Source organism: Rahnella woolbedingensis (assembly GCF_003602095.1).
In the GTDB taxonomy this organism is placed as follows: Bacteria; Pseudomonadota; Gammaproteobacteria; order Enterobacterales; family Enterobacteriaceae; genus Rahnella; species Rahnella woolbedingensis.
In genome coordinates, this window is the sequence record NZ_RAHH01000008.1 from 152,874 (window position 1) to 179,246 (window position 26,373).

Consider the following 26,373-nt stretch of genomic DNA (forward strand, 5'->3'; position numbering starts at 1 on the left):
TACACACATGAACTGGTTACACGAATTGTTCCAGAAATCCCCCGAGATCGCGTTGTTTTTCTCCATCGCGGCGGGTTATTACATTGGCAAAATCAAGTTTGGTAAGTTCCAACTGGGTGGCGTCGCGGGCTCGCTGCTGGTGGCCGTCTTAGTCAGTCAGGTCGGCGTCGAAATAGATAACGGGGTGAAATCCGTCATGTTCGCCCTGTTTATCTACGCCGTGGGTTATGAGAGCGGACCGGATTTCTTCCGTTCTTTGGGCAAACAATCTATCAAAGAGATCATTCTGGCGGCAGTGCTGGCTATCACCGGTTTGCTCACCGTGGTGGTGCTCGCGAAATGGTTTGATCTGGACAAGGGTCTGGCCGCAGGCGTTGCCGCCGGTGCGCTGACGCAATCTGCAATCATCGGTACTGCGGGTGATGCGATTGCCAAACTCGGGCTGGCCCCCGCTGAGGTTACGCGACTGCAAGGCAATGTGGCGATTGGTTACGCTGTCACGTATGTCTTCGGGTCATTCGGCGCGATCCTGGTGTGTGTGAACCTTCTGCCGAAATTCATGGGCCGCACCATCAAAGAAGATGCGCTTAAGGCTGAAAACGCCCTGCAGACCGGTGTTCGCGTTTACGGGCCGGGTCAGGAAGCGGCTGCCCCGGATCTCGTTGGCCGTATTTTCAAACTGCCTGCCAATACAACGGATACCGTGCAGGTTCTTGAACATGCCACCGAAATCCCGCTGACCATTGAACGCGTGAAACGCGGCAAACAAATCATGGAACCGACCCCGGACATGCCCTTGCAGGCAGACGATATCGTACTGGTCGTGGGACGTCGTTCCGCAATCGTGGCGGTTGCCGGACGTCTTGGCAAAGAGCTTCAGGAAGAAGATGGCATGGAACTGACCATGCAGAAACGGGATGTGGTCATCACCAATAAGACGCTCGACAAACGCACCTTTGGCGATATCCGCGAGGCTGTGGCGAAAGATGTCCGTCACGGCGTTTACGTGTCACAGATTTCCCGTCAGGGCAAAGCGCTGCCACTGGAACCTGAAACCCTGCTGATGCTCGGTGACGTGGTGACGGTATTCGGTGCTGAAAATGATGTGAAACGCATCGTGGAGCAAGCCGGTCATGCCATTGTCCCGAGTGCCAAAACAGACTTCGTTTATATGGGTGCGGGTCTGGTTGTCGGCCTGCTGGTCGGCATGCTGACCGCAAAAATTGGCTCTATTCCGCTGACTCTGGGCAGCGGCGGTGGTGCGTTGTTATCCGGCCTGCTGTTTGGCTGGTTCCGTTCCCGTCGTCAGTCCTTTGGCTACATGCCCTCAGGCGCCGTTCAGATCCTCAAAGACCTGGGTCTGGCCGCATTCGTGGTGGTGGTCGGTATTTCATCCGGCCTGCAGGCGGTGCAAACCGTCGAAAGTCAGGGGCTTAAAATCCTCATCATCGGTGTTGTCGTCACCATCCTGCCGTTGATTCTGACCATGCTGTTTGGTCGCTATGTGCTGCGCTACAACAACACCGCGATTTTTGCCGGTGCGCTCAGCGGCACACGCAGCGCCAACCCGGCATTTGGTGAGGTGCTGGATAAAGCAGAGAACACCGTTCCCACCGTTCCGTTTGCCATCACCTATGCACTGGCCAACGTGTTTTTAACTCTGCTGGGGCCGCTGGTCGTGGCGTTTGTATAACGAAGTACTGTTCTGTGAAACGTCGGTCCCGGGCAAACCGGGCTGGCAAATTGCGTTCTTAATGATACAGCAAGGAGTAGTGAGATGAATTTTGACGACCCCGAAAAGCTGGCGCTCTTAAGCCCGTTTGAACTGAAAGATGCCCTGATGCACCAGGCAGCCCAAAGCAATCAGTTAATGTTGAATGCAGGCCGTGGGAACCCCAACTTCCTCGCAACTACCCCACGCCATGGTTTTTTCCAGTTTGGCTTATTTGCGATGACCGAAGCCGAACGCTCTTACATGTATATGGATCATGTCGGCGGATTCCCGAAACGTGAAGGCATTGAGGCGCGATTCGAACTCTTCGCTAAGCAGCACGAGAGCGCACCCGGTGTGCGCTTTATCGAAGCTGCCGTCTCATACGTACGTGATCAGATGGGGCTGAATGCCGGTGATTTCATCTATGAGATGTGTGAAGCGATCCTGGGCTGTAACTATCCGGTGCCAGACCGCATGCTGAAAATGACCGAAGTCATTGTCGGTAAGTACATCCACAATGAGATGGTCGGTAATTATCCGTTCGTCGGCAAGTTCGATATGTATGCGCTGGAAGGCGGTACGGCGGCGATGACCTACCTGTTTGCCAGCCTGAAAGCTAACCACGTGATCAACGAGGGCGACACTATTGCCCTTGGGATGCCCATCTTTACGCCGTATATCGAGATCCCTGAACTCAGCGATTACAACCTGAAGACGATTCATATCGATGCCCCGCAATCCAATAAGTGGCAATACACTACCGCTGAGCTGGACAAATTGCTGGATCCGAAAGTCAAAGCATTCTTCCTGGTGAACCCGAGCAACCCGCCAGCGGTGAGAATCGATGATGCGACTCTGCGTTACATTGCAGAAATCGTGAAGAAACGTCCGGACCTGATCATCCTCACCGATGACGTTTACGCGACGTTTGCTGATAACTTTGTGTCGTTGTTTGCTATCTGTCCATACAACACCATTCTGGTCTACTCGTTCTCCAAATACTTTGGCGCCACGGGCTGGCGTATGGGGGTCGTCGCCACCCATGAAGACAATATTATCGATAATATTATTGCCAAGTTGCCAGCGGCCAAGAAGAAACAACTGGATCATCGCTACTCATCAATCACCACAGAACCGCGCGAACTCAAGTTCATTGACAGACTGGTCGCCGACAGCCGTACCGTTGCGCTGAACCATACCGCCGGTCTTTCTACCCCGGTGCAGGCGCAGATGACGTTATTCTCGCTCTTCTGTCTGATGGATGAGCCGGGCGCCTACAAAGCTGAAATGAAGCGTATTGTGTTGCGCCGCCAGGAGGCGCTGTATCGCGAGTTGGGGCTGCCAATGCCTCAGGACGAAAACTCGGTACGCTACTATCACCTGCTGGACATGGAAGAGCTGGCGACCCAGATGTACGGTGCCGACTTTGTGAAGTGGATGATGGCAAGACTCAAACCCAACCAGGCACTGTTCCGTCTGGCCGAGGAAACTGGCGTTATCCTGCTGCCGGGCAAAGGGTTTGGTACGCCGCATCCGTCATGGCGCGTGTCCCTGGCAAACCTCAATGAATATGACTATGCCAATATCGGTAAAGCGATACGCAGGTTATCTCGTGAGTATTACGAGAAATTCATAGACGCGACCAATGCCAAAGAACCGGCACCTGCGGCTAAAGCCGTGAAGGTTGTGGCCGCTGCAAAACCTAAAGCGAAGAAAAAGCCTTCGTAAACTCTATTTGTAAACGATAAGACTGTCATCACTGGCAGCGGTTCGGTTGACCTGCTGCCAGTTCTCACCGCAAAACTTTCCGCAAGTCTCTTTCATGGCGAAATTCTTTTCCCGTAAAGAGCAGATTTCTGGACGAAATATTTTCCTCCTCTTTACTATTGCCCGTAAAATCCCCTTCCTCTTATCTTTTCAAGAAATGAGTCTGCATATGACAAATAAGGATGTTTTTTCAAACAAATTCTATATTCCGCCACAGGGCGACATCGTCTGCCAAGTGACTGATGAGTACGGGGACATTGTTGTCGCGGACACAGAAGATTACCGGATACTCCGTTTTGAAGGCATTAATGAGCAGAGTAAAATGCTCAAAAAAGACGTTAACTTACCTGTTCATCAGTATTCCAAAGCCATGCTGATGGCGACCACTTTCACTTCCGGGCGCCCGGCACTTCTGCTCGGGCTGGGCGGCGGTGCATTACTGCGCGCGCTTCATTCCCTTAACGATCAACGGGTCGTGGATGTGGTTGAGCTGAGATCGGGTGTTTTATCCGTAGCACGTGAATGGTTTACGTTACCCGAATCGGACAAAATCTCTTATTACATTGAAGACGCAGAACATTATTTACGCAGAGAATCTATACCTCAGTATGACCTCATTTTCTCAGACCTGTATTCGGCCTTTTCAATGGAACCCCGTCAGGGAACAGAAGTTTTTCTGAGATTGTGTCTGAGTACATTAAGCGATGAGGGCTGGCTGGTACTGAATTATTACGAAGTGCCCAGAACCGGAAGTGCGTTTCATAGCGCATTGCAGGCGGTATTTGGTGAGGTACTTTATTGCCGCGTGCCGAGCGGAAATGTCGTCATATATGCCGCCAGGAAACCGCATCAGCACACGATAAACGAAAGAAGAGAGCAGGCGAAATTGTTGCTGTCCCGTCTCGGGATTGGCGGTGAAACGGGCGACCTGTCAAAAAACATTACCCCGCTCTTTCCTTAGCCGTCGCGAAGAGCAACCCTTTCTCTGACAATGCGTCAGGAAAGGGGCATAACTTATAAATCTCTAAACGATCCCAGCCGGAATCCGCGTTCTTTAATAGCGGATTGCAGGGTTTCGGACGTCAACACATCCAGTTCCGCCAGACGCGGATAGCAATATTTGCTCGCCAGAAGGGTGTTATCGATAAACGAAGGATGCGTCATTATTTCCACAGAGCGGTCACCGCGCTGCGTTGCATTGTCCAGCGTTTGCAGAAACAGCGCTTCTGAAATCGCATCGCCATAGAACGTGCTGTCAAATCCATCAGTACTCTTCGCGCCGCACAGTGCAATTTCACCCGTGCGGACTTCGTCGCGGTCAATACGCACCGGGACGCCCTTTTCTTTCGCAAACGCTTCCACTATCGGGAAAATTTCCGCGAACATATGCACGTGATGGTGACTGTCGATATGAGTCGGCGCTTTCCCAAACAGCTCGATAAAACGATCGAACTGGCATTCCAGTTCGTGAGAGATTTCATCCAGCGGCAGGGTTCCGGCCTCGGCCTTTTCCCAGATCCATTTGCCCAGCTCGCCTTCACGGGTCAGGTTTGGCATGGGGGAAAGCGGACGGCCTAACGTCAGAACAAAATGCATCCCGACGCCCAGTTGCACACTGGCTTTGCTGAGTGCGGCCGCATGTTCGATACTTTGCGCATTCATCATTGCGGTGGTGGATCTCACCACGCCGTGATTAAACGCCTCAATGATCCCGTAGTTTTGCGCTTTGCAAAGCCCGAAGTCGTCCGCATTCACAATCAGTAATTTATCCATAAACACCCCTGTTGGAGCGCCTTCCCTTACGGGAAGGCAGCGGGTTATTTCAGCGCGGCAATGGTTTTTTCAAAATTCGGCAGCAGTTTTTCATGTGCCAGCAACATTTCACGCGCCAGTATTTCGGCATCTTTATCGGAATGGATCAGCGGGCTGAGGTTCATCGCAAGCAGCACATCATTGAGCTCACCGCTCAGCGCCGCATTGCTCGCGGCAATCTCAAAACCTTTGATGGTATAGATAAGTCCCAGCACTTTTTCGTCAAAGTGCGTGATGCGCGGATGTGGTTTCGCGCCGTCACGCCCGATGGTGCAGGTCATTTCCACCGCCCAGTCAGCCGGAATATTATCAATATGTCCGTGGTGCGGGAAATTGACGTACTGCTCGGTTTGCTTATCGTTGTAAATCGCGCTGATCACTTCGCAGGCTGCATCGGAATAATACGCCCCGCCGCGCAGCTCCAGCTCTTTTGGCTTCACGTTCAGATCAGGATCTTTATACAAGTCGAACAGCTGTTTCTCGACTTTCTGCACCACCGTGGCACGCGCGCCGCCTTTGTAGAATTCACCCATCTCAATTGCCAGCATCTCTTTCTGCTTGAAGTAGTACAGCAGATAAGAACATGGCAGCAGATTCAGCGAGCGGATCAGCCCTTCGCTGAAAGGCAGGTCGAAGATATTTTTCACCGAACCGGCGGTGAGCGTACCCGAAGCCACGCCGTCGAGGAGTTCGGCAAAGCGCGAGTCGCCGTTCACGATGACATCTTTGATGAACACCATGTGATTCAGGCCAAAGAGATCGATGGACAAATCGTCCTGCGGGCCCAGTTTCAGCACATCCTGAATGAACATTTTCATGCCGACAGGAATATTGCAGACACCGATGAATTTTTTGAATTTAGTGTGACGGAATACCGCCTCAGTGACCATACCGGCCGGATTGGTAAAGTTGATCACCCAGGCATCCGGACAGATTTCTTCAACATCTTTAATAATGTCAAAAATGACCGGAATGGTGCGCAGCCCTTTAAACAAGCCACCCGCCCCGTTGGTTTCCTGCCCCAGATAACCGTGGCTCAGCGGAATACGTTCATCGAGTTCACGCGCTTTTAACTGACCAACGCGTAGCTGCGTGGTGACGAAATCGGCGTCCACCAGTGCCTCACGGCGGTTCAGCGTTTTATGCATCACAATCGGCACACCGGCGCGCTCTACCATACGCTGGCAGAGATTAAAGATAATATCCTGCTTCTCTTTTCCGCCTTCGACATCCACCAGCCATAATTCAGTAATTGGCAGCTCGTTATAGCGTTTAATAAAGCCTTCCAGTAATTCCGGGGTATAACTACTCCCGCCACCAATAGTGACGACTTTCAGTTTCTTACTCATAGGAACTCCCGTGCAATAATCATGCACTGCAAATTAAGACAGAAATATTTATGAATGATCCGGTATTAATTAATGCTGCATAACTTCTTACGGTAATGGTTTGGCGTAAATGAAGTCAGCTTTTTAAAGTTTTTAATAAACATACTCGGGCTGCTGTAACCAGATTCAAAAGCAATATCCGTGACCGAGTAGTTAGTGATCTCCAGCTGTTTTTTGGCAAAATCAATGCGAATTTCATTAATAATCTGCATCGGCGTTTTACCGTAATGTCGATGCGTCGCGCGGGTCAGGTATTCCTGCGATTTTCCGGAAAGCTCTACCATATTAGATAATGCTTTATCACCGAACCGCGCTTTATCATGCATTTTTTCAATTGCCGCTTTCAGCCAGCCGGGAATATCAGGGGTGACTTCTGATTCCCGGTGATGACGTAACCGGTTAACAATATAAAACGTCACCATTTCCAGAAACTCATTGAATTCACCGTTACGGAAATTCAGTGAAGCAATGACTGACTCAATATAAGCCAGGAACTCCGTCTTTATTTGATACACCTGCGAGGCGACAAACCGGGCGGGCAATAAAGATGAATAATGCTGTTCGAAAAACGCCTTACTGATCCCGACATTTAAAATCCGGGTAGCTCCAAATTCATAAAAACTTTGATGATTAGAACCTAACGGGATGAAAACGAAATCGCCACGTTCTAACAAAACCCGCTTACCGTTGACGTTTTGGAAATACCTGCCGGTCAGGACAATGGTGAACTCGTAGTAGTCGTGCTCATGCAGCCCGGAGATGCTTTCTACCTTGTTGTAGATAAACATGTGGAAATTCTGACCGTCGAAGAGTTGATTTTCGCGCGCTGTCTTAATTTCCATACTCAGTACCGATGGCTGCATCATGAATCCCTACGTTATTTTATTTTCTCATGAAGCTCAATGAGTTCTGCAATCAGTTCCCGTGCCAGCATGGAAGTCATCAGGTGATCCTGCGCGTGAACCAGCACCAGGCTGACTTTGGTTTTACCTTCGCCCTGATCTTCTTCAATCAGTTTGGTCTGTATCAGATGCGCTTCGTTCAGCGCCATCCTCGATTGCGCCATAACTGCACGCGCCTGATCAAAATCACCTTCTTTGGCTTTTTTCAGCGCTGAATACGCCAGGCTGCGGGCTTGTCCGGAGTTAATGATTAATCCCATCACCACTTCTTCAAGATCCTGCATTTCGCTTTCGGTATCAACAATGCTGTCTAAATCCATCATTTTTATCTCTCCGTGATTTGCCGGATAGTGGCGGGAAGATAGTGCTTCCCGCCTTCCGTACAGATTAAAATTTCAGTGCTGCGGCAATGTCTTCTTCGCTTTCTTCTTCCTCGATGATCGCCTGCGCTTTGTTCGACAAGATAACGAAAGGCATATAAACCAATGTGGCGATGCCGAGGTTGAACAGCGCGACTAACAAGGCGGCGATGCTGCCGTTACTGTTAAAGAATGCACCCAGACCGGTCGGCATAGTCCACGGCGCAAGGTTCGTCACCGGTGGAATAATCCCCATGCTGTAGGCCGCCAGCGTAATCGCGGCCAGTATCGGCTGAACCAGTACGAACGGAATAAACATCACCGGGTTCATGATAATCGGCAGACCGAACAGGATAGGCTCGTTAATCTGGAAGATGCCGGAAGGCAGTGCCAGCTTGGCCACCTGGCGGTGATCTGCACGGCGTGATGCGATAAAGATGGCAATAATCAGACCCAGCGTCGCCCCGGAACCGCCCAGCAGGATGTAGGAATCCAGCATCGGTTTGGCCCAGAAGTGGAAGGTTTTACCGGCGTCAATCGCCGCACTGACAGAGCCGTATTCGGTATACAACGCGATGTTTTCCAGTGCCCACGGCGTCATGATGCCATTGTCCAGCGCGGTCAGAGCCAGTGAACCATGCACACCGAAGAACCACAGCAGGGAGTTGAAAATCACATACGCCCAGCCCACTACGCTGCCCATTGCCGCCAGAGGTTTGGAAATAGAATCCATAATAATCTGGTGGAAGTTATGACCGTACAGTCCCAGCAACCAGGAAATTACCCCGAAGAAGAACAGAATAATAAAGCCCGGAATTAATGCGGAAAATGAACGGGAAACCGACGTCGGTACGCTGGCGGGTAACGTAATCACCCAGTTCCGGCGAATAACAAAGGTAAACATTTCGGCGACTACCAGACCAATAATCATGCCGGATATAATATTTGCGCCGCCTAACCAGTTAGCACCGACCGCATAGGCTTCACCCACGCTATAGGGAGTGACAGTCATAAATGCGGCGACGGCTAATAAGCCTGCGGAAAGAGAATCGACTTTGCGCTCTTCCGCTAATGCCATCCCGATAAAGAAGGGCGCCATCAGCGACATAATACCTAACGTACCATTGTAAACATTAATCCCGATTGTTTTTAAACCGGCCAGTGTTTCAATAGTTGAGGGATCTAAACGGACACCTAAAGAATAAAAGAAGGAACCGGCACCGAAGTTCAGAAATACGTTATTAATTAATACGAACATGGCGCCAGCCAGGGTCAGTGGCATCAGTTTAATAAAGCCATTTTTAATGGCATTAATATGCGGCTGCTTACCTATTTTGACGGCAAAAGGAAGAAGTATCTTTTCAAGTGAATCAATGGCTTTGCTCATTGGTATTTTCCTTTAATGCCGCCATCCGGCGGCCAGGGTATGAAATTCGCTCTTTGACTGGAGTTCTCTTTGACTTAAAAAATTCAATATAAAGACGTTCAATTTAAAAATAAGGAAAAATAAGATTACTGCGCTGCTGCTTTTTTGATCGCAGCAACTGCTGCTTTCAGTACACCCAATCCATCAATTTTGCCGTACAGAGCAGAATCGATCACTTCAACCGGCTTGCCCGGTAATACCTTTTTGATTTCGTCGAGCATGTAGGCAATTTGCGGCCCGAGTAAAACCACATCTGCGGCAGAGCCTTTTTCGGCAGCCAGTGTTTCAGGAAATGCTTCGATAATGACCGGTACTTCGTATTTCTCGGCCTGGATTTTCATTTTCGAAACCAGCAACGAGGTGGACATTCCGGCGGAGCAAAACAAATAAATGACTTTCTTTTCCATGATGAAACCCTCATATCCCGGATAAATTACCGCTCAGACAACGATTCCTGATAAACCAGCAGGAAAGCTTCCAAAGCCAATCAATGAAAGTGAGCCATTGTCTCTGCTTGAGTTGAGTATACGGCAACACTTTAACAGGGGATAATTCTTAACTAACCAAAATTGTCTCTCCTTGACCAAGACCTATGACTCCCTTCACGTTTTGGGTAAATAATTCGCGGGAATAAATAAGATTGCAGCAAACCTTAACGCAACAACAAATTAACCTTTAACCCTACCTAAGCCTGTTCTGTTATGAGAAACTGAGAATGTTTGCGCAAACATTCTCGTTATGACACCCGGATATTAGTGACCAACGTTTTGAATAATATTATAAAATCTCAAAAAGGCCGTTCCCGTACGGCTACGCTCGAAGATGTCGCTCAGGCCGCCGGACTTTCTCCGATGACGGTCAGCCGCGCCTTAAACAATCCCAAAGTTGTCCGCCCTGCGACCATTGCCCGCGTGATGGAAGCGGTCAACAGCACCGGATACATCCCCAATATGCTGGCCGGTGGACTGGCGACCAGCCGCACCAAACTCATTGCCGTCGTCGTGCCGCAAATAAACAACAATATGTTTGTCGATACGGTGCAGGCGATCAGCGATCAGCTGGCGGTACGCGGTTATCACATGCTGCTTTGCATAGTCGGCTACGAGCCGGAAGACGAAACCGACATTGTCTCCACGCTGCTTTCCCGCCGTCCGGATGGCATTGTGCTGACCGGCATTCATCACACGTCAGAACTGAAAAGAATCATCCTGAACGCCAATATCCCGGTGGTGGAGATTTGGGATCTGACGCCGACACCGATTGATATGCTGATTGGCTTCTCGCACGAAAAAGTCGGCAACGCTATCGGTGAATACTTCGCTACCAGGGGATTTACGAACTTTGGCTTTATCTGCGCCTCGGATCGCCGCGCGATGGTGCGTAAAAACGGCGCGATCAGCGTATTGCGGACCATTCCTGAGCACGATATTAAAGAAGTGATTGTCTCCCGTCCGGCAAATATGGAAGTCGGACGCCATGCACTGCGCCAGCTGCTCGACAGCGGTCACCACTTCGACGCCATCATTTGCAGCTCCGACACCCTGGCACAAGGCGCCATTATGGAAGCCGAGGCACAGGGTTTACGTGTCCCCGATGATTTCTCGGTAATCGGTTTCGCGGACCTGAATTTTGCCGCACACAACCGCCCCGCCATCACCACCGTCAGCGTCGATAAATGGGATTTAGGTATCCGCGCGGCAGATATGCTGGCCGATAAAATCGAAGGTATCGCGGTTGCAGAGCCGATTGTCGACATGGGGTACCGGCTGGTGATTCGGGAGTCGGCTTAGGGTTTTTTAGCTTCGTGTTTAGCAGACCACACCTATACCCAAGCCCTGCACACTTCAGCACTAACTTTTGACTTTAATACCCCACCCCAACCCTCTCCTTCGCAGGGGAGTGAGTTGTCCGCGTAATAAATTCAACTTTATATTTTTCCCCGCATAAATAAGCCGCAATTGAAATCAATTCTTATTTGTTAAAAATGTTAGCTAACATTCATAACAACAAATAACACAAACTTTCCGTACGCAATTATATTGATCTAAATTCAGCCAATGAAGTGATAAAGAATCCTTAGATAAATGATGCTATTCACCCTCTCGCCCATCAAAATACATCCACTTCATAACTCACTGTTATAGATGATCTTTAAATCAAATTCGAACTGTAAAACACATCGAAATATTGACCACCTCACAGTTGCCATGGAATTTATTCATTTATTTTGGATGTAGCGGTGATATTATAAATTTGTACCCAAAAATAATAATAATTAACCCAAACTTAACATCAGGCATGTGAGAGTCGTAATTGTATGCTCCTTCAAAAAAAAACTACCCGTCGCAAGTTTTTACTTGGGTCGCTGATGGCTTTGCCTGTCGGCACCATCATGATGAAAGGACTGTCAGCGGCACAAGCTGCGGAAATGGCGGCCCCGGATTTACTCGATTATAAACCGATCTTTTTCAGCGCCGATGAGTGGCAATTTATTATGGCCGCTGCTGACCGTCTGATCCCCGCTGGCGGCAAAGGCAAAGCGCCGGGCGCGCTGGAAACCAACGTGCCGATTTTTATCGATCAGCAGATGCATGGCGATTTTGGTGAAGAAATTTACATGCAGGGCCCGTTCAACGTACATGCTCCTGCCACGATGGGATATCAGATCCCGTTCCGTCCGCAGCAAATCTATAAAACCGGCATTCGCATCGCGAACAGCTGGTGTCAGCAAAATCATCAGAAAGCCTTTCATGAACTTAACGATCAGGACAAAGACAACGTGCTGACGCAGCTTCAGAAAAACGGCATCAGGTTTGCGGATGCAGGCGAGGAAAATCTTGTCGCTTCGCAATTCTTCAGCGAACTGCTTTCAGATACCAAACACGGTTATCTGGCGGATCCGATCTACGGCGGAAACAAAGGGATGAAGGCGTGGATCGCCATCGGATTCCCCGGCGCACGCGCCAGTTTTACCGAGTGGGTTAAGCAGCACAACGTCCCGTATCCGCTGGGGCCTGTGAGCCTGCAAGGCGCGCGCGCCTGAGTGCCCCGCTCTATCCCCTTTTCTGATGACTGACAGGATTTAAGATGGCAAAAGTAACGAAACCAGAAGTCGACGTCGTTGTCGTCGGCCTCGGCTGGGCTGGCTCGCTGATGAGTATCGAGCTGGCAATGGCAGGCCTGACCGTTCGGGCACTCGAACGCGGCGGCGATCGCGGATACGAAGAATTTGCATACCCGAAACCGGCGGACGAATACGCCTACGCGGTGCGCAACAAAGTCATGGCGACTCCGGCAGAAGCCGCTGTCACTGTGCGTTACAACATGAGTGAAACCGCCCTGCCGACCCGTAAATGGGGCGCATTTGCGCCGGGTACCGGTGTGGGCGGTTCCGGTCTGCACTGGACGGCTGTTCTGATCCGCCCGACGCCGACTGATTTAAAACTCAAAACTTACGCGGACGTAGCTTACAAACCGGGCATCTTGCAGGAAGACATGCGGATCATGGATTTCCCGTTCACCTGGGATGAAATCGAGCCGTATTACACCAAGTTTGAGCATATCTGTGGCCAGTCCGGCAAAACCGGTAACCTGCGCGGTCAGATTATGGAAGGCGGTGACCCGTTCGAAGGGCCGCGCTCCGAACCGTATCCGCTCCCAGCGCTGGAAGATACGCTCAACAGCAGCATGTTTGCTGAAGTCACCAAAAAAATGGGCTATCACCCGTTCCCGAACCCTTCCGCCTGCGTGTCCCGCGCGTGGACCAACCCGTACGGGAACCAGATCGCACCTTGTAACTACTGCGGTTATTGCAGTAAATACCCGTGCCTGAACTACTCGAAAGCCTCGCCGCAAACCGCCGTGATGGACGCACTGAAACGCATGGAAAACTTCTCTTATGAAGTGCATGCCAATGTGCTGAAAGTCGAGTTGCACGATGATAAGAAAACCGCCAAAGGCGTGATCTACATGGATGCAGACGGCAACGAATGCTTCCAGCCGGCGAAAATCGTGGTGCTGAGCAGCTTCCAGTTCTGCAACGTGCGCCTGATGCTGCTGTCCGGCATCGGCAAACCTTACAATCCAATCACCGAAGAAGGCGTGATTGGCCGTAACTATGCATTCCTGAGCAACGGCGGCTCAACGCTGTTCTTCAAAGACAAAAACTTCAACCCGTTCGCCACCGCGGGCGCCACCGGCCAGATGTTTAACGACATCTCTCCGGGCAACTTTGATGGCCCTTCTTTAGGGTTCATCGGCGGCGCGAAAATCCACAGTTCTCAGGCCACCGGCACGCCAATCAGCACCTCGCTGCCAAAAGGCACACCTGCGTGGGGCACCGGCTGGAAAGAAGGGATGGAAGAATGGTACGGCCATTCGATGAAAATCAGCATTACCACCACCTGCCAGTCGTATCGCGACATTTATCTGGATCTTGATCCGAACTACAAAGATGAATATGGCTATCCGCTGCTGCGCATGACTTTCGACTGGAAACAGAACGAACTCAAATTGCAGCAATACCTGAAGGGCATCGTCGGCAACATCACCAAAGAGCTGAACCCGGACAGCTACAGCGAAAGCTTCCTGCCGATGGACGCACACTTCGACCTGACCAAGTACGTTTCCACGCACAACGTGGGCGGCGCAGTGATGGGCGATAACCCGAAAACCTCGGCGCTGAACAAGTTCCTGCAAAGCTGGGATGTGCATAACGTCTTTGTGCCGGGTGGAAACGCCTTCCCGCAAAACTTCCAGGCCAACCCGACGGACACCATCGGCGCGATCACCCTGATGGCGGCGCAGGCGATTAAAGATCAGTACCTGAAAAACCCTGGTCCACTGGTTCAGGCATAAGCGGAGATGAACACGATGAAACTCAAAAGTTTATTTATCGCTAACGCCTTGCTGCTCGGTGCGGGTTTTATGGCGAATGCGCAGGCGGATTCCAGTGCACAGCCCGATAACGCGGCGCTGATTAAACAAGGCGAATATGTGGCGCGTCTCGGCGACTGCGGCGCGTGCCATACCGTCGCAGGCAAACCATCGTTCTCCGGCGGGCTGGCGATCAACTCCAATCTGGGCACCATTTATTCGACCAACATTACGCCGGATAAAGACCACGGCATTGGCGGTTATACCGAAGCGCAGTTCTCGGATGCAGTACGTAAAGGCGTTCTGCCGGACGGTACCCGTTTGTATCCGGCGATGCCTTATCCGGATTACGCCAAAATTAACGATGAAGATATGCACGCGCTCTACGTTTACTTTATGCAGGGCGTAAAACCGAGCGCGGAACAGCCACCGGAAACGGATCTGAGTTTCCCGTTCAGTCAGCGCTGGGGCATGCGTTTCTGGAACTGGGCGTTTGCGTCTGATAAGCCCTTCCGGCCAATCGGTGGTGCTTCTGAACAGGTAAACCGTGGCGCGTATCTGGTGGAAAGTCTCGGGCACTGCGGCAGTTGCCATACCCCGCGCGGCTTCGGCATGAACGAAAAGGCACTCGACAGCAGCGACTCTGATTTCCTGGCGGGCGGAAGCCTGAATAACTGGGATGTGCCTTCCCTGCGCGGTGTCGCGCACTGGAATGAGCAAGAAATCGTCGACTATCTGGGCAAAGGACGTAATGATAAAGCGGCGGTTGGCGGTGAAATGACGTCTGTGGTGGAAAACAGCACCGCTCACATGACCGATGATGACCTCAAAGCCATCGCGGCGTACATCAAATTCCTGGGTGGCAACCCGCCGGTTCCGGCAGAGGACACGCAAAAAGCCAGCGCGACCGAAGCCAAACTGACCGCGGCGAAAAACCTCAGCGAAGGCGAGCGTTTGTATCTGGATAACTGCGGAGCCTGCCACTTTGTGACCGGCAAAGGCGCACCGGGCGTGTTCCCGCAGCTGGATCAGGCAACGATTGTGAATGCGAAAGACCCGACCGGGTTGATCCACACTATCCTCGCGGGCGCACAGCAACCGTCCACCGCACGCGCACCGTCCACACTGGCGATGCCGGGCTTTGCAAACCGTCTGACTGACGAAGAAGCGGCGCAATTGTCGACCTTCATCCGTCAGGGCTGGGGCAACAACGCACCGGCGGTAACGGCCAAAGACGTCAGCGAAGTCAGAAAAACCCTGACGAAGTAATCAGTCTTGCAGGCTCAAACGGCTTTCCTCGCGGAAGGCCGTTTTTTTGCCTGATAAAATTTAGGCAGATGGCTCACGGTAAACTACCACGCAGTTACGTCCACTTTGCTTCGCCTGATACATCGCAGCATCCGCTTTCGCCACGCAACCTTCCGCCGTTTCATCTGCGTCCACCATAAAATAGACGCCCACGCTGATAGTCACCTGTTCGGGGATCGTTCCGCTAAAATCAGAGGTTTCGTGCTGAGACACGTTAATGCGAAAACGTTCTGCGATGGCACAGACTTCCTCTTGGGTGGCGCCGATCACGAATGCGGAAAATTCTTCGCCACCGATACGGGATGGAATATCTTCATCACGCAGAGAACGGGCTAACGTATACGCGACATATTTAATGACTTCGTCACCTTTGATATGTCCGTAGGTATCATTGAAATGTTTAAAATAATCAATATCGGCTACCAGCACGGCCAGATTAACGCCGCCCGTGTTTTTATTATCAAAATAACCCTTCATGGCATCATAATAATAGCGGCGGTTATACAAATTGGTCAGAGGATCCCGAATTGAAGACTCATAAGACACGCGGTATTTTTTCAACGTTTTCTTATAAACGACAAAAATGTCGTACAGTAAAACCGTCACAATAAAGAACGTGGATAACACTTCAAAAAATCGGGCGCTGCGCCAGGCAAAAGAATTGATATAGATGCTACTGTGCAATATCACCACATTGCCGAAATAGGAAATACAACTTAGCCCGATAGCCAACCAGAACGTATTTTTAAGCCGGGTCACATAAGCAATCAGCACCGTCGCCAGCGCCCAGGACAATGCAACGATGTAGCCAATTTTACCTGACCAGAGCTTGCTGTAATTGCGCTCATCGGCAGAAACAATATCCAGTCCGATCAGCGAATTTTCACTGGAGAGCATATAAGTCAGGACAAACAGCAGCAAACTTACCACCAGCATCATGCTCAGCACCAGCCGGTGGTTGAGCTGAATGCTGTCCCTGCGCCGGTAGAGATAAGCAGTCAGGACAAACACGGCGGCCATGGTGATACTACGGAAAATCCAGTAAATGGAGAGATCATTCAGGTTACCCTCAATGACTGAACCCGCCATAAAAACGCCCGGATAATAAAGCAGTTTGCAGACCAGATACAACGCTGAGAGGGAGTACGCAAAGGACAGCACAGCCATATACAGCTTTTTTCTGTTCGCCATGTATTGCATCAGCATAAAGAAGGCAATAAGCGCATGGAGCACAAATAAAATCGCCGTCGTGACCGGGTATAAAGATTCCGCAGACGGGATCTCACGCATATAATACCGGTGAGTTATCACCGAGAAAGGCACCAGCACCACGACAATATATAAGAAGAACACCATGAAATTCATCTTACGCTTATCTTCAACATCAAATAACTTCATATCAGACATCCCTCTCCGTTGGGAATAAATCCTTTTCGTCATGCGGAAGATATTATCACAAACTGAAAAATCATGAGCTTTGGCGAAAGTGTAATCCCTCTGATTAAACCGCAGTATTTTGACCGCCATCATTTTAGACAGAAAAAAACAATTGAAATCAGCCACAAAAAATATTGTTCAAAAATAAACTCACGCCTCTGACAAACAGCAGTGGGTTTATTTAAAAAAACACTACAGACCGATTGCTATTAGTTTTAAACATTTTTAATACCGCAAGAGGTGACGTACATTTTGATTATCTGCAAAATTATCTGGTACAGTTCCCTGCTCGGTCTAAGATTTACTTCAGCTAACAGAAGGAAAACGCTGACTATGATCCTTGAAACATCGCGGTTGCTGTTGCGACCTGTTGAGGCTGAAGATATCTTTTCTCTTTTTGCAATTTATGGCGATCCGCAAACGAACCTGTTTAATCCGCGCGGCCCGCTCAAAGACATGGCGGCGGCGCAGGAAAAACTGAACGGTTGGTTACAGGCATGGCCGGATCACGGCTTCGGCCATTGGGCGATAACACGGAGTCACAAGCCTGAGGAAATTATCGGTTTTGGTGGGTTGGGCGTTCGTGAAGGCTACGAAAATCACCGGGTGTTTCTTGGCTATCGCTTTGCAACCAGCGCGTGGGGAAAAGGGCTGGCAACGGAATTTGCCAGCGCGGCGCTCAATGCCGGTTTTGAGAAACTGGGTATTGCGAGGATCTCCGCGACCGTGCGGGAAAATCATCTGGCTTCTCAGCGCGTTCTGGAGAAAATCGGCATGCAAAAAGTCGGTTTTGAAGGTGATCCGGTACATGGTGTGGGCAGTTACCTTTACCGGCAAACGGACCACCGGACAACCCGCTGATCATTATGATCAGCAGGAGGCCAGCGCCTCTACGTCGCCCGCGGTGACCAACGCCAGATGGGCGGTAATCTTTTCGACCGGCCAGTTCCACCAGGCAACCTGTTCCAGGCGGGCGATGGTTTCACTGTCAAAGCGGTACCGGATGACTTTAGCTGGATTGCCTCCCACAATGGCATACGCTGGAACATCGCCGGTGACCACCGATTTCGATGAAATAATGGCACCGTTTCCGACCTGAACGCCCGGCATAAACAGGGCTTCATAACCAATCCAGACGTCATGCCCGATCATCGTGTCGCCTTTATAAGGTAAGTCTTCCGCGGCGGGCGTCACCTTTTCCCATCCGTTGCCAAAAATCTGAAACGGATACGTCGAAATGCCAGACAGCTTGTGATTGGCTCCGTTCATGATGAATTTGACCCCGCGAGCCAGCGCACAGAACTTCCCAATCACCAGCTTATCGCCAATAAACGGAAAGTGATAAAGCACATTGCGCTCGAAATCTTCTGAATCGACGGGATCGTCATAATAGGTGTAGTCGCCAATAATAATATTCGGATTGCTGACGGTGTTTTTGATGAAGCAGACTTGTGGAAATCCATCCATCGGATGCTTGTTATCAGGTGACGGACCAGACATGTAATCTCCTTATATAAATGATCTGAGGGTTCATGGATCTGACCCTATTAAGAGTCATGGTACATGAAGTCTATTTTAGAGGATAATCGCAGGCAATCGAATCAAACTACAAGGAACCGGCGAATGACACAGCCACTTGCGCCAGAAGATTATTACACCGAAAAATACGGCCTGACCCGTACCCATTCTGAAATTCTCAATGCGGTAAATTATGTTCAGCCGGGAAAAGCGCTGGATTTAGGTTGTGGCAGCGGGCGTAACTCGCTGTATCTCAACCTGAAAGGCTTTGATGTCACCGGCTGGGATAACAACGCGATGAGCGTCGCAAAAGTGAATGACATCATTGCGGCGGAATCCCTGCAAAACATCGATATCAGCGAACAGGATCTGAACACGCATCGTTTCTCCGGCGAATATGATTTTATCTTTTCAACGGTGGTGATGATGTTCCTGCAACGCGACAGCATCCCGCACATTATTCAAGACATGCACGCTGCGACGAAAACCGGCGGCTATAACCTGATTGTGGCCGCGATGGACAGCCCGGACTACCCGTGTCCGTTGCCCTTCCCGTTCACCTTCCAGCCGGAAGAATTGCGTGATTATTACCGTGGCTGGGAAATCGTGAAATACAACGAGGACGTCGGCGAATTGCATAAACGCGACGAAAACGGTAACCGTTACAAACTGCGGTTTGCGACGCTGCTGGCGAAGAAGATTTGATGTGAAATAAGCTGGCGGGAATGCCGCCAGCCCTGTAAAGCACCCAAAGCCGGATTCTAGTGTTTAATCATCACATGCCGGATAGCCGTGTAATCTTCCAGTCCGTACATCGACATGTCTTTGCCGTAGCCGGACTGTTTTTGTCCGCCGTGCGGCATTTCGCTGACCAGCATGAAGTGAGTATTCACCCAGGTGCAGCCGTATTGCAGGCGGGCAGTGAGGCGATGGGCGCGGCCGATATTTTGCGTCCAGACGGAAGATGCCAGCCCGTAGTTCGATTCGTTTACCCAGTCGAGAACCTGCTCTTCGGTGTCGAATTCGGTGATGCTGACCACCGGGCCGAACACTTCACGCTGCACGATTTCATCTTCCTGACGCGCACCCGCCAGCACGGTGGGCTGGAAATAGTAGCCTTCGCCGCGCACACGTTCACCGCCGGTGACGACCTGAATGTGCGCCTGCTGTTTTGCGCGTTGCACGAAACCTTCCACCCGTTCTAAATGCGCTGCCGATACCAGCGGCCCCATTTCGCTGCTTTCGTCAGTGCCCAGTTTGATAGTAGAAGCCGCTTCGCCCAGCGCTTTGACCAGCCGCGCGTACACGCCTTTTTGCGCGTAGAGTCGACAGGCCGCGGTGCAGTCTTGTCCGGCATTGTAGAATCCGAATGTGCGCACGCCTTCCACCACCTGATCGATATCGGCGTCATCGAACACAATCACCGGCGCTTTGCCGCCGAGTTCCATGTGCGTGCGTTTGATACCGCTGGTGGCCTGCGCGACAATTTTCTCGCCGGTCGCAACGGAACCGGTCAGTGAAATCATCCGCACTTTATCGTGATGCGTCAGGGCGTTACCGACCGTCTGGCCATCGCCAAACAACACATTCAGCACGCCCGCCGGGAATAAGTCCTGTGCCAGTTCGCCGAGCTTCAGCGCGGTCAGCGGGGTGAGCTCCGAAGGTTTGATGACCACACAGTTTCCCGCAGCCAGCGCGGGGGCGATTTTCCATGCCGCCATCATCAGCGGATAGTTCCACGGCGCGATGGAGGCAATCACCCCCAGCGGGTCACGGCGGATCATGGAAGTATGTCCGGCCAGATACTCGCCGCTTGCCAGGCCGTTCAGACAACGACTGGCTCCGGCAAAGTAACGGAACACATCAGCCACCGCCGGGATTTCATCCCCCAGCGCCAGATGAAAGGGTTTGCCGCAGTTCAGCGATTCGAGCTTCGCGAGTGCTTCGGCATTGGCTTCGATACGATCGGCCAGCGCCAGTAACAGTTCGGAACGGGTTTTCGGCGTGGTCTGCCCCCATTCGGTAAAAGCGCGATGTGCCAGAACGACGGCCTGATTTGTCTGTTGCTCGCTGGCCTGAGCCAGACGCACAATTTCCTGCCCGTTATGCGGGTTGTAAACCGGTAACGACGTCCCTTCTCCGGCAACCAGCTCACCATTAATCAGCATCTTCGTTTGCATTCTTTTTTCCTTATTATTTGCCGTCACCGGCCACATCAGACCCGTTTCTTGTCAGATACCACGCACCCAGGATCGGGATCATGGTCAGAACCATCAGGCATAGCGCCACCACGTTGGTGACCGGTACCTCGCGCGGACGTCCCAGCTGATTGAGCAGCCAGATAGGCAAGGTGCGCTCATGTCCGGCGGTGAACGTGGTGACAATGATTTCGTCGAAAGACAGCGCAAACGCCAGCATTCCGCCTGCCAGCAACGCGGTGCTGAGGTTGGGTAAAATGATGTAGCGGAAGGTCTGCCAGCCGTCGGCACCTAAATCCATCGAGGCCTCAATCAGGCTGTGGGTGATACGCCGGAACCGCGCAATGACGTTGTTATAAACAATCACCATGCAGAACGTGGCGTGACCGATAACGATAGTCAGCATCCCCGGCTCGATTTGTGCAGCGTGAAATGCGTTGAGCAGCGCCAGCCCGGTGATGATCCCCGGCAGGGCAATCGGCAGCATAAACAGCAGGGTGATGCTGTTTTTGCCGTAGAAATCCCGCCGGTAGAGCGCCGCTGCCGCCAGCGTGCCCAGCACCATGGCAATTACCGTGGCGTAACAGGCGATTTGTACCGAGAGCCAGATGGCGTCGAGGATGTCATGCCGTCCGGCCGCCACCGCAAACCAGTGCAGCGTGAAGCCCTTTGGCGGAAAACTGAACGCCGCGTCTTCGGTGTTAAAGGCATAAACCGCGATGATGAACAGCGGAAAATGCAGGAACACCAGCCCGCCCCACGCGGACAGTTTGAGTAACCAGGGTGCGCGTCTAGAGTGCATCGAAAGCTCCCAGTCGTTTAACCATCGTCAGATAAACAGCAATCAGCACAATCGGTACCAGCGTGAACGCCGCTGCCATCGGCATGTTGCCAATCGACCCCTGCTGGGAATACACCATATTGCCGATGTAGTACCCCGGAGGCCCCACCAGCTGCGGGATGATGTAATCGCCGAGCGTCAGGGAGAAGGTGAAAACCGAGCCGGCGGCGATGCCCGGAACAGCCAGCGGGAAGATGACATAACGCAGCGTCTGCCAGGGTTTCGCGCCCAAATCTTCAGATGCCTGAAGCAGCGACGGCGGCAGACGTTCCAGCGCCGCCTGAACCGGCAGGATCATGAACGGCAGCCAGATGTAAACGAACACCCAGAAGCGCCCGATCCCCGAGGTGGACAGCGTATTACCGCCGATGCCCGGCAGGCTGAGCATGGCGGTCAGCAGCGGTTCCAGCCCGAGATGCTCGAGAAACCATTGCAGCACGCCACCTTTGGAGAGCAGTAACGTCCACGCATAGGCTTTAACAATGTAACTCGCCCACATCGGCAACATGATCGCGACATAGAAGAAGGCTTTTTTCTTGCCGGTGATGTAGCGCGCCATGTAATAAGCAATCGGAAACGCCAGCACCGCGCTGAAAAATGATACCAGCAGCGCCATGCTGACCGTGCGGATAATAATGTCGGCGTTTACCGGGTCGAACAGCGCGCGCAAATTCGCGGTGGTCAGCGTTGAAGACACCGTCATGGTGAAGTCATCGAAGGTATAAAAACCCTGCCACAACAGCGCAAACAACGAGCCTAAGTAAATAGCACCGAACCACAGCAGCGGCGGTACCAGCAGTAAAGCCAGATAAAAACCGGGGCGATGATGCAGGAAAGTGATCAGCGCCCGGCCACGTCGCGCCCGCTTCTCGTAAGGAGTCATGCTGATATCCATCGTTTAACCCTCAAGCAGCGCCACCATGGCGTCCCGGTTCCAGCAGGCCACCACCGGCTGCCCGGTCTGGAAGTTCGTTTGCTGGCTGGCCGACAGATTATTCGGCTCACTGACAAACAAGCGTTCGCCGCCATCCAGCGCCAGTTCATAGCGCGTCGCTGCCCCCTGAAAATGGATATCTTTCAGGATGGCGCTGACCTGCACGGTATTGCTGTCAGTTTGCGGTTGCGGCGTCAGGCGGATATGTTCCGGACGAATCGAGCGGCTGCCAGAAAGCCCGGTGAGCCTGAGGGAGAGGTCAGAATTAAGCACATTGGCGGTGCCGACAAACTGTGCGACAAACGCCGTGCGCGGATTGAGATACAGTTCGCGAGGTGAATCCACCTGCTCGATGCGCCCGTTGTTAAACACCGCCACGCGGTCTGACATCGACAGCGCCTCGCTTTGATCATGGGTAACGAAAATGAAGGTAATACCCAGCTCGCGTTGCAGCTTTTTCAGTTCGCCCTGCATCTGCTCCCTCAGTTTGAGATCAAGCGCGCCGAGCGGTTCATCGAGCAGCAACACGCTGGGCTGATTGACCAGCGCCCGCGCCAGAGCCACGCGCTGCCGCTGCCCCCCGGACAGAAACGCCGGTTTACGCGCGGCCGTAAAACCGAGCGCCACCCGCTCGAGGGCTTCCATCGCACGGATATTGCGCTCTTTTTTGCCCACGCCTTTCACCATCAGGCCGTACGCGACGTTATCCAGCACGGTCATGTGCGGAAACAGCGCGTAATCCTGAAAGACCGTGTTTACATCCCGCTCATACGGCGCGAGTTTGGACGCCTCTTTGCCGTGAATGCGGATAGAACCGGCAGACAGGGTTTCAAACCCGGCAATCAGGCGCAGGCAGGTGGTCTTGCCCGACCCCGAAGGCCCGAGCATCGAAAAGAATTCGCCGTCCTGAATATCGATCGAGACATTATCGACAGCTTTGGTTTCCCCGAATATTCGGGAAACATTGATAAATTGTACGGCCGGCATAATTAGCTCCCGGAGTTTCATTTTTGAAACAAACCAATTCCAATGGAATACGCAAAATCATTTGTGTTGTATCAAGGCGGCAACTGAGTGAATCCCGGGAGCTTACTGAAGTAAGTGACCGGGGTTCACGAACGCAGCGCAAAGGATGCCGCGTATTAACGACCGCCCATGATGGCGATGTAATCCTGCGTCCACTTACTGTATGGGACGAACTTGCCGCCTTCCGATTGCGGCGTCTTCCAGAATGAAATCGACGCGAATTTATCGAAACCGTTGGTCTGACAGCCTTCTGCGCCTAACAACGGGCTGGCCTTACAGCCTGCGGGAACGGCCGGAACGGAACCAAACCAGGCCGCGACGTCGCCCTGCACTTTCGGCTCAAGCGACCAGTTCATCCACTGATAAGCGCAGTTCGGATGCTCCGAATCTGCCGCTAACATGGTGGTATCTGCCCAGCCGGTGACGCCTTCTTTCGGGAACACGGTGGCAATCGGCTGTTTCTCACCTTTCAGGGAGTTGGCCTGATACGGCCAGGAAGAGCTGGCGACCACACCTTCATTTTTGAAATCGCTCATCTGTACCGACGCATCGTGCCAGTAACGGTGGATCAGCGGATGTTGCGTGCGCAGCAGTTTCAGCACGGCCTGATACTGGGTTTCGTTGAGCTGATACGGGTCTTCGATTTTGAGATCCGGCTGGGTACTTTTCAGGTACAGCGCAGCGTCGGCGATGGCAATCGGACCGTCATACGCCTGAACGCGCCCCTGATTCGGTTTGCCATCCGGCAGGTTTTGCGGCACAAAAATCACCGCCCAGCTGTCCGGTGGCGTCGGGAAGGTTTTAGTGTTGTACATCAGCAGGTTCGGCCCCCACTGATAAGGTGTGCCGTAGACTTTACCGCCGACGTTAAACCATGCGCCTTTGGTCAGACGCGGATCGACATTTTTCCAGTTAGGGATCAGCGCAGGATTGATCGGCTGAACGCGCTTTCCGTAAATCAGACGCAGTGACGCATCGCCGGACGCCGTCACCAGGTCATAGCCGCCTTTCGCCATCAGGCTGACCATTTCATCGGACGTCGCCGCAGTTTTCACATTCACCTTGCAGCTGGTTTGCTTTTCGAACTGCGTTACCCAGTCGTAATTTTTGTCGCTTTCGCCGCGCTCGATATATCCCGGCCACGCGACAATATTTAACTGACCTTCGCCTTTGCCAATACTGGTGGGTGCGTCTGCGGCCAGTGCGCTATTTAAAATACTCAGCAGGCCCAAACAAATAGCAGATAAAGCATAGCTACCTTTAATTTTGTTCATCGCTTACTCCTGTCCTGTCGTCGTAGATGTTGTTTTTAGAATTGAGGTTTGAACTTCGCCATGATGTGTCTGACTACGCTGTAGTCCTGTAAGGAATAACTGGAAAGATCGTTGCCATAGCCCGAGCGCTTGAGTCCGCCGTGCGGCATTTCACTGACCAGTGAAAAGTGGGTGTTAATCCACGTGGTGCCATATTGCAGATGCGAGGAAATCTGCATGGCGAGGTCGATATTTTGTGTCCAGACGGAGGAGGCCAGCCCGTATTCGGATTCGTTCGCCCAGTTGACGACCTGCTCAAGGGTGTCAAAACGCGTGACGCTGACCACCGGCCCGAACACTTCGCGCTGGACGATTTCATCACTTTGCAGACACCCCGCCAGCAGCGTCGGCTGATAATAAAAGCCGGAGCCGGAATGCGACGCCGCACCGGTAATGCGCTCGATATGTGGCTGGCTCAGCGCCCGCTCGACAAAACTGGAGACGCGGTCGCGCTGACGACTGCTGATCAGCGGCCCCATGAAGTTTTCACTGTCGTTCTTTTTGGCGAATGGCAGCTGCGCAACGGCTTCGCCCAGCTTTTCCACCAGTCGCTCATAAATGCCGGCCTGTGCATAGACGCGGCAGGCGGAGGTGCAATCCTGCCCGGCGTTGTAATAACCCCAGGTGCTGACCGCGTGGACCACATCGTCAATATCCGCATCATTGCAGACAATCACCGGCGCTTTGCCGCCCAGCTCAAGATGGGTACGTTTCACGGTTTTCACAGCGGCCTGCAAAATCCGCTGACCGGTGACAATATCGCCGGTCAGGGAAATCAGGCGCACGTGGGAATGGCTGACCAGCGCATTACCCACGCCTTCGCCGCTGCCGGTGACCACATTCAGTACGCCCGGCGGCAGGATGTCCTGCAAGGCAGGCAGTAAAGCAAGAATGGTCAGGGGAGTATGTTCGGAAGGCTTGAAAACGACGGTGTTTCCGGCGGCCAGCGCCGGTGCGATTTTCCAGGCCGACATCATCAGCGGATAATTCCACGGCGCTATCGAGGCGACGACCCCAAGCGGATCGCGGCGCACCATCGAGGTATGTCCGGGCAGATATTCTCCGGAAAGTTGCCCCTGCTGACAGCGGATGGCACCGGCAAAAAAGCGAAAGACATCCACGGCGGCAGGCAGGTCGTCATTCAGCGCCTGATGCAGCGGTTTGCCGCAGTTTAAGGCTTCGAGACGCGCCAGCTGCGGCGCCTGCTTTTCAATGACGTCAGCGATACGTAACAGGACAGTTGCGCGTTCTGCGGGGGTGGTGCGTGACCAGCGGGTAAAAGCCTGACTGGCAGCGTTAACGGCCAGATCGACCTGTGCCAGAGACGTTTCAGCCACTTCTGCAATCACATCGCCGGTGGCGGGATTAAAAATACTCTGCGTTGCGCCATCGCCTTGCAGAAGGTCGCCATTGATCGCGTGTTTATCAGAGAAACTGGCAACAAATTCTGCATCCGACATCGTATCGCCCCTCAGAGAAGACAGTCATCTTGAGTTGGTTATCATGAAATGACAAAAATGTTATTAGCTAGTAACAAAACTGCTAATTCACATTA

Annotated in this window: 23 protein-coding genes; 9 read left to right on the forward strand and 14 right to left on the reverse strand. The window is 52.2% G+C overall.

From position 1 onward, the window contains the following. The first annotated feature begins 7 nt into the window (after nucleotides 1-7). The 3 genes from aspT (at nucleotide 8) to D6C13_RS08625 (ending at nucleotide 4,442) form a co-directional block, all read left to right on the forward strand. Complete coding sequence (gene aspT, locus D6C13_RS08615) at nucleotides 8-1,693, forward strand: aspartate-alanine antiporter (protein ID WP_120132370.1); 1,686 nt, start codon at nucleotides 8-10, stop codon at nucleotides 1,691-1,693. An 84-nt stretch (nucleotides 1,694-1,777) separates the two neighbouring features. Further along, a complete protein-coding gene (locus D6C13_RS08620) occupies nucleotides 1,778-3,442 on the forward strand; it encodes a bifunctional aspartate transaminase/aspartate 4-decarboxylase (protein ID WP_120132371.1) in 1,665 nt (554 codons plus the stop codon). Nucleotides 3,443-3,536: 94 nt separating this feature from the next. After that, on the forward strand, nucleotides 3,537-4,442 hold the full coding sequence (locus D6C13_RS08625) for a spermidine synthase (protein ID WP_244212655.1): 906 nt from the start codon (nucleotides 3,537-3,539) through the stop codon (nucleotides 4,440-4,442). A gap of 53 nt (nucleotides 4,443-4,495) precedes the next feature. On the opposite strand, the gene chbG is transcribed toward D6C13_RS08625, so the two are convergent. From chbG to D6C13_RS08655, 6 genes are all read right to left on the reverse strand, one after another. Further along, a complete protein-coding gene (gene chbG, locus D6C13_RS08630) occupies nucleotides 4,496-5,254 on the reverse strand; it encodes a chitin disaccharide deacetylase (RefSeq protein ID WP_120132372.1) in 759 nt (252 codons plus the stop codon). Between the two features lie 44 nt (nucleotides 5,255-5,298). Beyond that, nucleotides 5,299-6,642 (reverse strand): 6-phospho-beta-glucosidase, encoded by a 1,344-nt coding sequence (locus tag D6C13_RS08635; protein ID WP_120132373.1) that lies wholly within the window; start codon nucleotides 6,640-6,642, stop codon nucleotides 5,299-5,301. A gap of 65 nt (nucleotides 6,643-6,707) precedes the next feature. Continuing rightward, the gene (gene chbR, locus D6C13_RS08640; protein ID WP_120132374.1) at nucleotides 6,708-7,547 is read right to left on the reverse strand and encodes a transcriptional regulator ChbR; all 840 of its coding nucleotides are present in this window, start codon (nucleotides 7,545-7,547) and stop codon (nucleotides 6,708-6,710) included. An 11-nt stretch (nucleotides 7,548-7,558) separates the two neighbouring features. Further along, nucleotides 7,559-7,906, reverse strand: coding sequence for a PTS N,N'-diacetylchitobiose transporter subunit IIA (chbA, locus tag D6C13_RS08645; RefSeq protein WP_120132375.1), 348 nt, complete (start codon nucleotides 7,904-7,906; stop codon nucleotides 7,559-7,561). Between the two features lie 64 nt (nucleotides 7,907-7,970). Next, complete coding sequence (chbC, locus tag D6C13_RS08650; protein WP_112289611.1) at nucleotides 7,971-9,329, reverse strand: PTS N,N'-diacetylchitobiose transporter subunit IIC; 1,359 nt, start codon at nucleotides 9,327-9,329, stop codon at nucleotides 7,971-7,973. Nucleotides 9,330-9,454: 125 nt separating this feature from the next. Further along, on the reverse strand, nucleotides 9,455-9,775 hold the full coding sequence (locus D6C13_RS08655; RefSeq protein ID WP_120132376.1) for a PTS sugar transporter subunit IIB: 321 nt from the start codon (nucleotides 9,773-9,775) through the stop codon (nucleotides 9,455-9,457). A 348-nt stretch (nucleotides 9,776-10,123) separates the two neighbouring features. On the opposite strand from D6C13_RS08655, the gene D6C13_RS08660 reads away from it, so the two are divergent. From D6C13_RS08660 to D6C13_RS08675, 4 genes are all read left to right on the forward strand, one after another. Continuing rightward, nucleotides 10,124-11,158, forward strand: a complete 1,035-nt coding sequence (locus tag D6C13_RS08660) for a LacI family DNA-binding transcriptional regulator (protein WP_120132377.1) — start codon at nucleotides 10,124-10,126, stop codon at nucleotides 11,156-11,158. A gap of 527 nt (nucleotides 11,159-11,685) precedes the next feature. Continuing rightward, nucleotides 11,686-12,411, forward strand: coding sequence for a gluconate 2-dehydrogenase subunit 3 family protein (locus D6C13_RS08665; protein ID WP_120132378.1), 726 nt, complete (start codon nucleotides 11,686-11,688; stop codon nucleotides 12,409-12,411). A 44-nt stretch (nucleotides 12,412-12,455) separates the two neighbouring features. After that, entirely contained in the window at nucleotides 12,456-14,225 is a 1,770-nt protein-coding gene (locus D6C13_RS08670) for a GMC family oxidoreductase (protein ID WP_120132379.1), read from the forward strand. Between the two features lie 15 nt (nucleotides 14,226-14,240). Beyond that, nucleotides 14,241-15,512 carry a c-type cytochrome gene (locus D6C13_RS08675; protein WP_425272704.1) on the forward strand — a complete coding sequence of 424 codons (1,272 nt, stop codon included), beginning with the start codon at nucleotides 14,241-14,243 and terminating at the stop codon, nucleotides 15,510-15,512. Nucleotides 15,513-15,572: 60 nt separating this feature from the next. Here the strand turns inward: D6C13_RS08675 and D6C13_RS08680 are convergent, their stop codons facing one another. Next, the gene (locus tag D6C13_RS08680) at nucleotides 15,573-16,949 is read right to left on the reverse strand and encodes a sensor domain-containing diguanylate cyclase (RefSeq protein WP_167458004.1); all 1,377 of its coding nucleotides are present in this window, start codon (nucleotides 16,947-16,949) and stop codon (nucleotides 15,573-15,575) included. Nucleotides 16,950-17,321: 372 nt separating this feature from the next. Between D6C13_RS08680 and D6C13_RS08685 the strand changes: the two genes are divergently transcribed. Further along, nucleotides 17,322-17,849 (forward strand): GNAT family N-acetyltransferase, encoded by a 528-nt coding sequence (locus D6C13_RS08685; RefSeq protein WP_120132382.1) that lies wholly within the window; start codon nucleotides 17,322-17,324, stop codon nucleotides 17,847-17,849. Nucleotides 17,850-17,858: 9 nt separating this feature from the next. Here D6C13_RS08685 and D6C13_RS08690 read toward each other — a convergent pair whose 3' ends face one another. Further along, nucleotides 17,859-18,488 (reverse strand): Vat family streptogramin A O-acetyltransferase, encoded by a 630-nt coding sequence (locus D6C13_RS08690; RefSeq protein WP_120132383.1) that lies wholly within the window; start codon nucleotides 18,486-18,488, stop codon nucleotides 17,859-17,861. A 123-nt stretch (nucleotides 18,489-18,611) separates the two neighbouring features. Here D6C13_RS08690 and tehB point away from each other — a divergent pair, with 123 nt between their 5' ends. Further along, nucleotides 18,612-19,211, forward strand: coding sequence for a tellurite resistance methyltransferase TehB (gene tehB, locus D6C13_RS08695; protein ID WP_120132384.1), 600 nt, complete (start codon nucleotides 18,612-18,614; stop codon nucleotides 19,209-19,211). A gap of 56 nt (nucleotides 19,212-19,267) precedes the next feature. Here tehB and D6C13_RS08700 read toward each other — a convergent pair whose 3' ends face one another. The 6 genes from D6C13_RS08700 to D6C13_RS08725 form a co-directional block, all read right to left on the reverse strand. After that, on the reverse strand, nucleotides 19,268-20,686 hold the full coding sequence (locus D6C13_RS08700; RefSeq protein WP_120132385.1) for a gamma-aminobutyraldehyde dehydrogenase: 1,419 nt from the start codon (nucleotides 20,684-20,686) through the stop codon (nucleotides 19,268-19,270). Between the two features lie 13 nt (nucleotides 20,687-20,699). Then, nucleotides 20,700-21,506: an ABC transporter permease gene (locus D6C13_RS08705; RefSeq protein ID WP_120132386.1), complete on the reverse strand. Its 807-nt coding sequence runs from the start codon at nucleotides 21,504-21,506 to the stop codon at nucleotides 20,700-20,702. Continuing rightward, entirely contained in the window at nucleotides 21,496-22,428 is a 933-nt protein-coding gene (locus D6C13_RS08710; RefSeq protein ID WP_120132431.1) for an ABC transporter permease, read from the reverse strand. The genes D6C13_RS08705 and D6C13_RS08710 overlap by 11 nt, the downstream gene beginning before the upstream one ends. 15 nt (nucleotides 22,429-22,443) lie before the next feature. Next, nucleotides 22,444-23,469, reverse strand: coding sequence for an ABC transporter ATP-binding protein (locus D6C13_RS08715; RefSeq protein WP_120132432.1), 1,026 nt, complete (start codon nucleotides 23,467-23,469; stop codon nucleotides 22,444-22,446). Between the two features lie 152 nt (nucleotides 23,470-23,621). Then, nucleotides 23,622-24,779, reverse strand: coding sequence for a putative ABC transporter substrate-binding protein YdcS (gene ydcS / locus D6C13_RS08720; protein ID WP_425272705.1), 1,158 nt, complete (start codon nucleotides 24,777-24,779; stop codon nucleotides 23,622-23,624). Between the two features lie 35 nt (nucleotides 24,780-24,814). Beyond that, nucleotides 24,815-26,278, reverse strand: a complete 1,464-nt coding sequence (locus D6C13_RS08725; RefSeq protein ID WP_120132387.1) for a gamma-aminobutyraldehyde dehydrogenase — start codon at nucleotides 26,276-26,278, stop codon at nucleotides 24,815-24,817. Nucleotides 26,279-26,373 lie beyond the last annotated feature (95 nt).

What these genes read in the sequence shown, in the direction of transcription:
- D6C13_RS08705 (WP_120132386.1), bottom strand. Translation starts at nt 21,506, where the DNA reads ATGCACTCTAGACGCGCACCCTGGTTACTCAAACTGTCCGCGTGGGGC.
- aspT (WP_120132370.1), top strand. Translation starts at nt 8, where the DNA reads ATGAACTGGTTACACGAATTGTTCCAGAAATCCCCCGAGATCGCGTTG.
- D6C13_RS08675 (WP_425272704.1), top strand. Translation starts at nt 14,241, where the DNA reads ATGAAACTCAAAAGTTTATTTATCGCTAACGCCTTGCTGCTCGGTGCG.
- D6C13_RS08670 (WP_120132379.1), top strand. Translation starts at nt 12,456, where the DNA reads ATGGCAAAAGTAACGAAACCAGAAGTCGACGTCGTTGTCGTCGGCCTC.
- D6C13_RS08680 (WP_167458004.1), bottom strand. Translation starts at nt 16,949, where the DNA reads ATGAAGTTATTTGATGTTGAAGATAAGCGTAAGATGAATTTCATGGTG.
- D6C13_RS08690 (WP_120132383.1), bottom strand. Translation starts at nt 18,488, where the DNA reads ATGTCTGGTCCGTCACCTGATAACAAGCATCCGATGGATGGATTTCCA.
- D6C13_RS08710 (WP_120132431.1), bottom strand. Translation starts at nt 22,428, where the DNA reads ATGACTCCTTACGAGAAGCGGGCGCGACGTGGCCGGGCGCTGATCACT.
- chbA (WP_120132375.1), bottom strand. Translation starts at nt 7,906, where the DNA reads ATGATGGATTTAGACAGCATTGTTGATACCGAAAGCGAAATGCAGGAT.
- chbR (WP_120132374.1), bottom strand. Translation starts at nt 7,547, where the DNA reads ATGATGCAGCCATCGGTACTGAGTATGGAAATTAAGACAGCGCGCGAA.
- D6C13_RS08655 (WP_120132376.1), bottom strand. Translation starts at nt 9,775, where the DNA reads ATGGAAAAGAAAGTCATTTATTTGTTTTGCTCCGCCGGAATGTCCACC.
- chbG (WP_120132372.1), bottom strand. Translation starts at nt 5,254, where the DNA reads ATGGATAAATTACTGATTGTGAATGCGGACGACTTCGGGCTTTGCAAA.
- D6C13_RS08635 (WP_120132373.1), bottom strand. Translation starts at nt 6,642, where the DNA reads ATGAGTAAGAAACTGAAAGTCGTCACTATTGGTGGCGGGAGTAGTTAT.
- D6C13_RS08620 (WP_120132371.1), top strand. Translation starts at nt 1,778, where the DNA reads ATGAATTTTGACGACCCCGAAAAGCTGGCGCTCTTAAGCCCGTTTGAA.
- ydcS (WP_425272705.1), bottom strand. Translation starts at nt 24,779, where the DNA reads ATGAACAAAATTAAAGGTAGCTATGCTTTATCTGCTATTTGTTTGGGC.
- D6C13_RS08685 (WP_120132382.1), top strand. Translation starts at nt 17,322, where the DNA reads ATGATCCTTGAAACATCGCGGTTGCTGTTGCGACCTGTTGAGGCTGAA.
- chbC (WP_112289611.1), bottom strand. Translation starts at nt 9,329, where the DNA reads ATGAGCAAAGCCATTGATTCACTTGAAAAGATACTTCTTCCTTTTGCC.
- D6C13_RS08625 (WP_244212655.1), top strand. Translation starts at nt 3,537, where the DNA reads ATGGCGAAATTCTTTTCCCGTAAAGAGCAGATTTCTGGACGAAATATT.
- D6C13_RS08665 (WP_120132378.1), top strand. Translation starts at nt 11,686, where the DNA reads ATGCTCCTTCAAAAAAAAACTACCCGTCGCAAGTTTTTACTTGGGTCG.
- D6C13_RS08700 (WP_120132385.1), bottom strand. Translation starts at nt 20,686, where the DNA reads ATGCAAACGAAGATGCTGATTAATGGTGAGCTGGTTGCCGGAGAAGGG.
- D6C13_RS08725 (WP_120132387.1), bottom strand. Translation starts at nt 26,278, where the DNA reads ATGTCGGATGCAGAATTTGTTGCCAGTTTCTCTGATAAACACGCGATC.
- tehB (WP_120132384.1), top strand. Translation starts at nt 18,612, where the DNA reads ATGACACAGCCACTTGCGCCAGAAGATTATTACACCGAAAAATACGGC.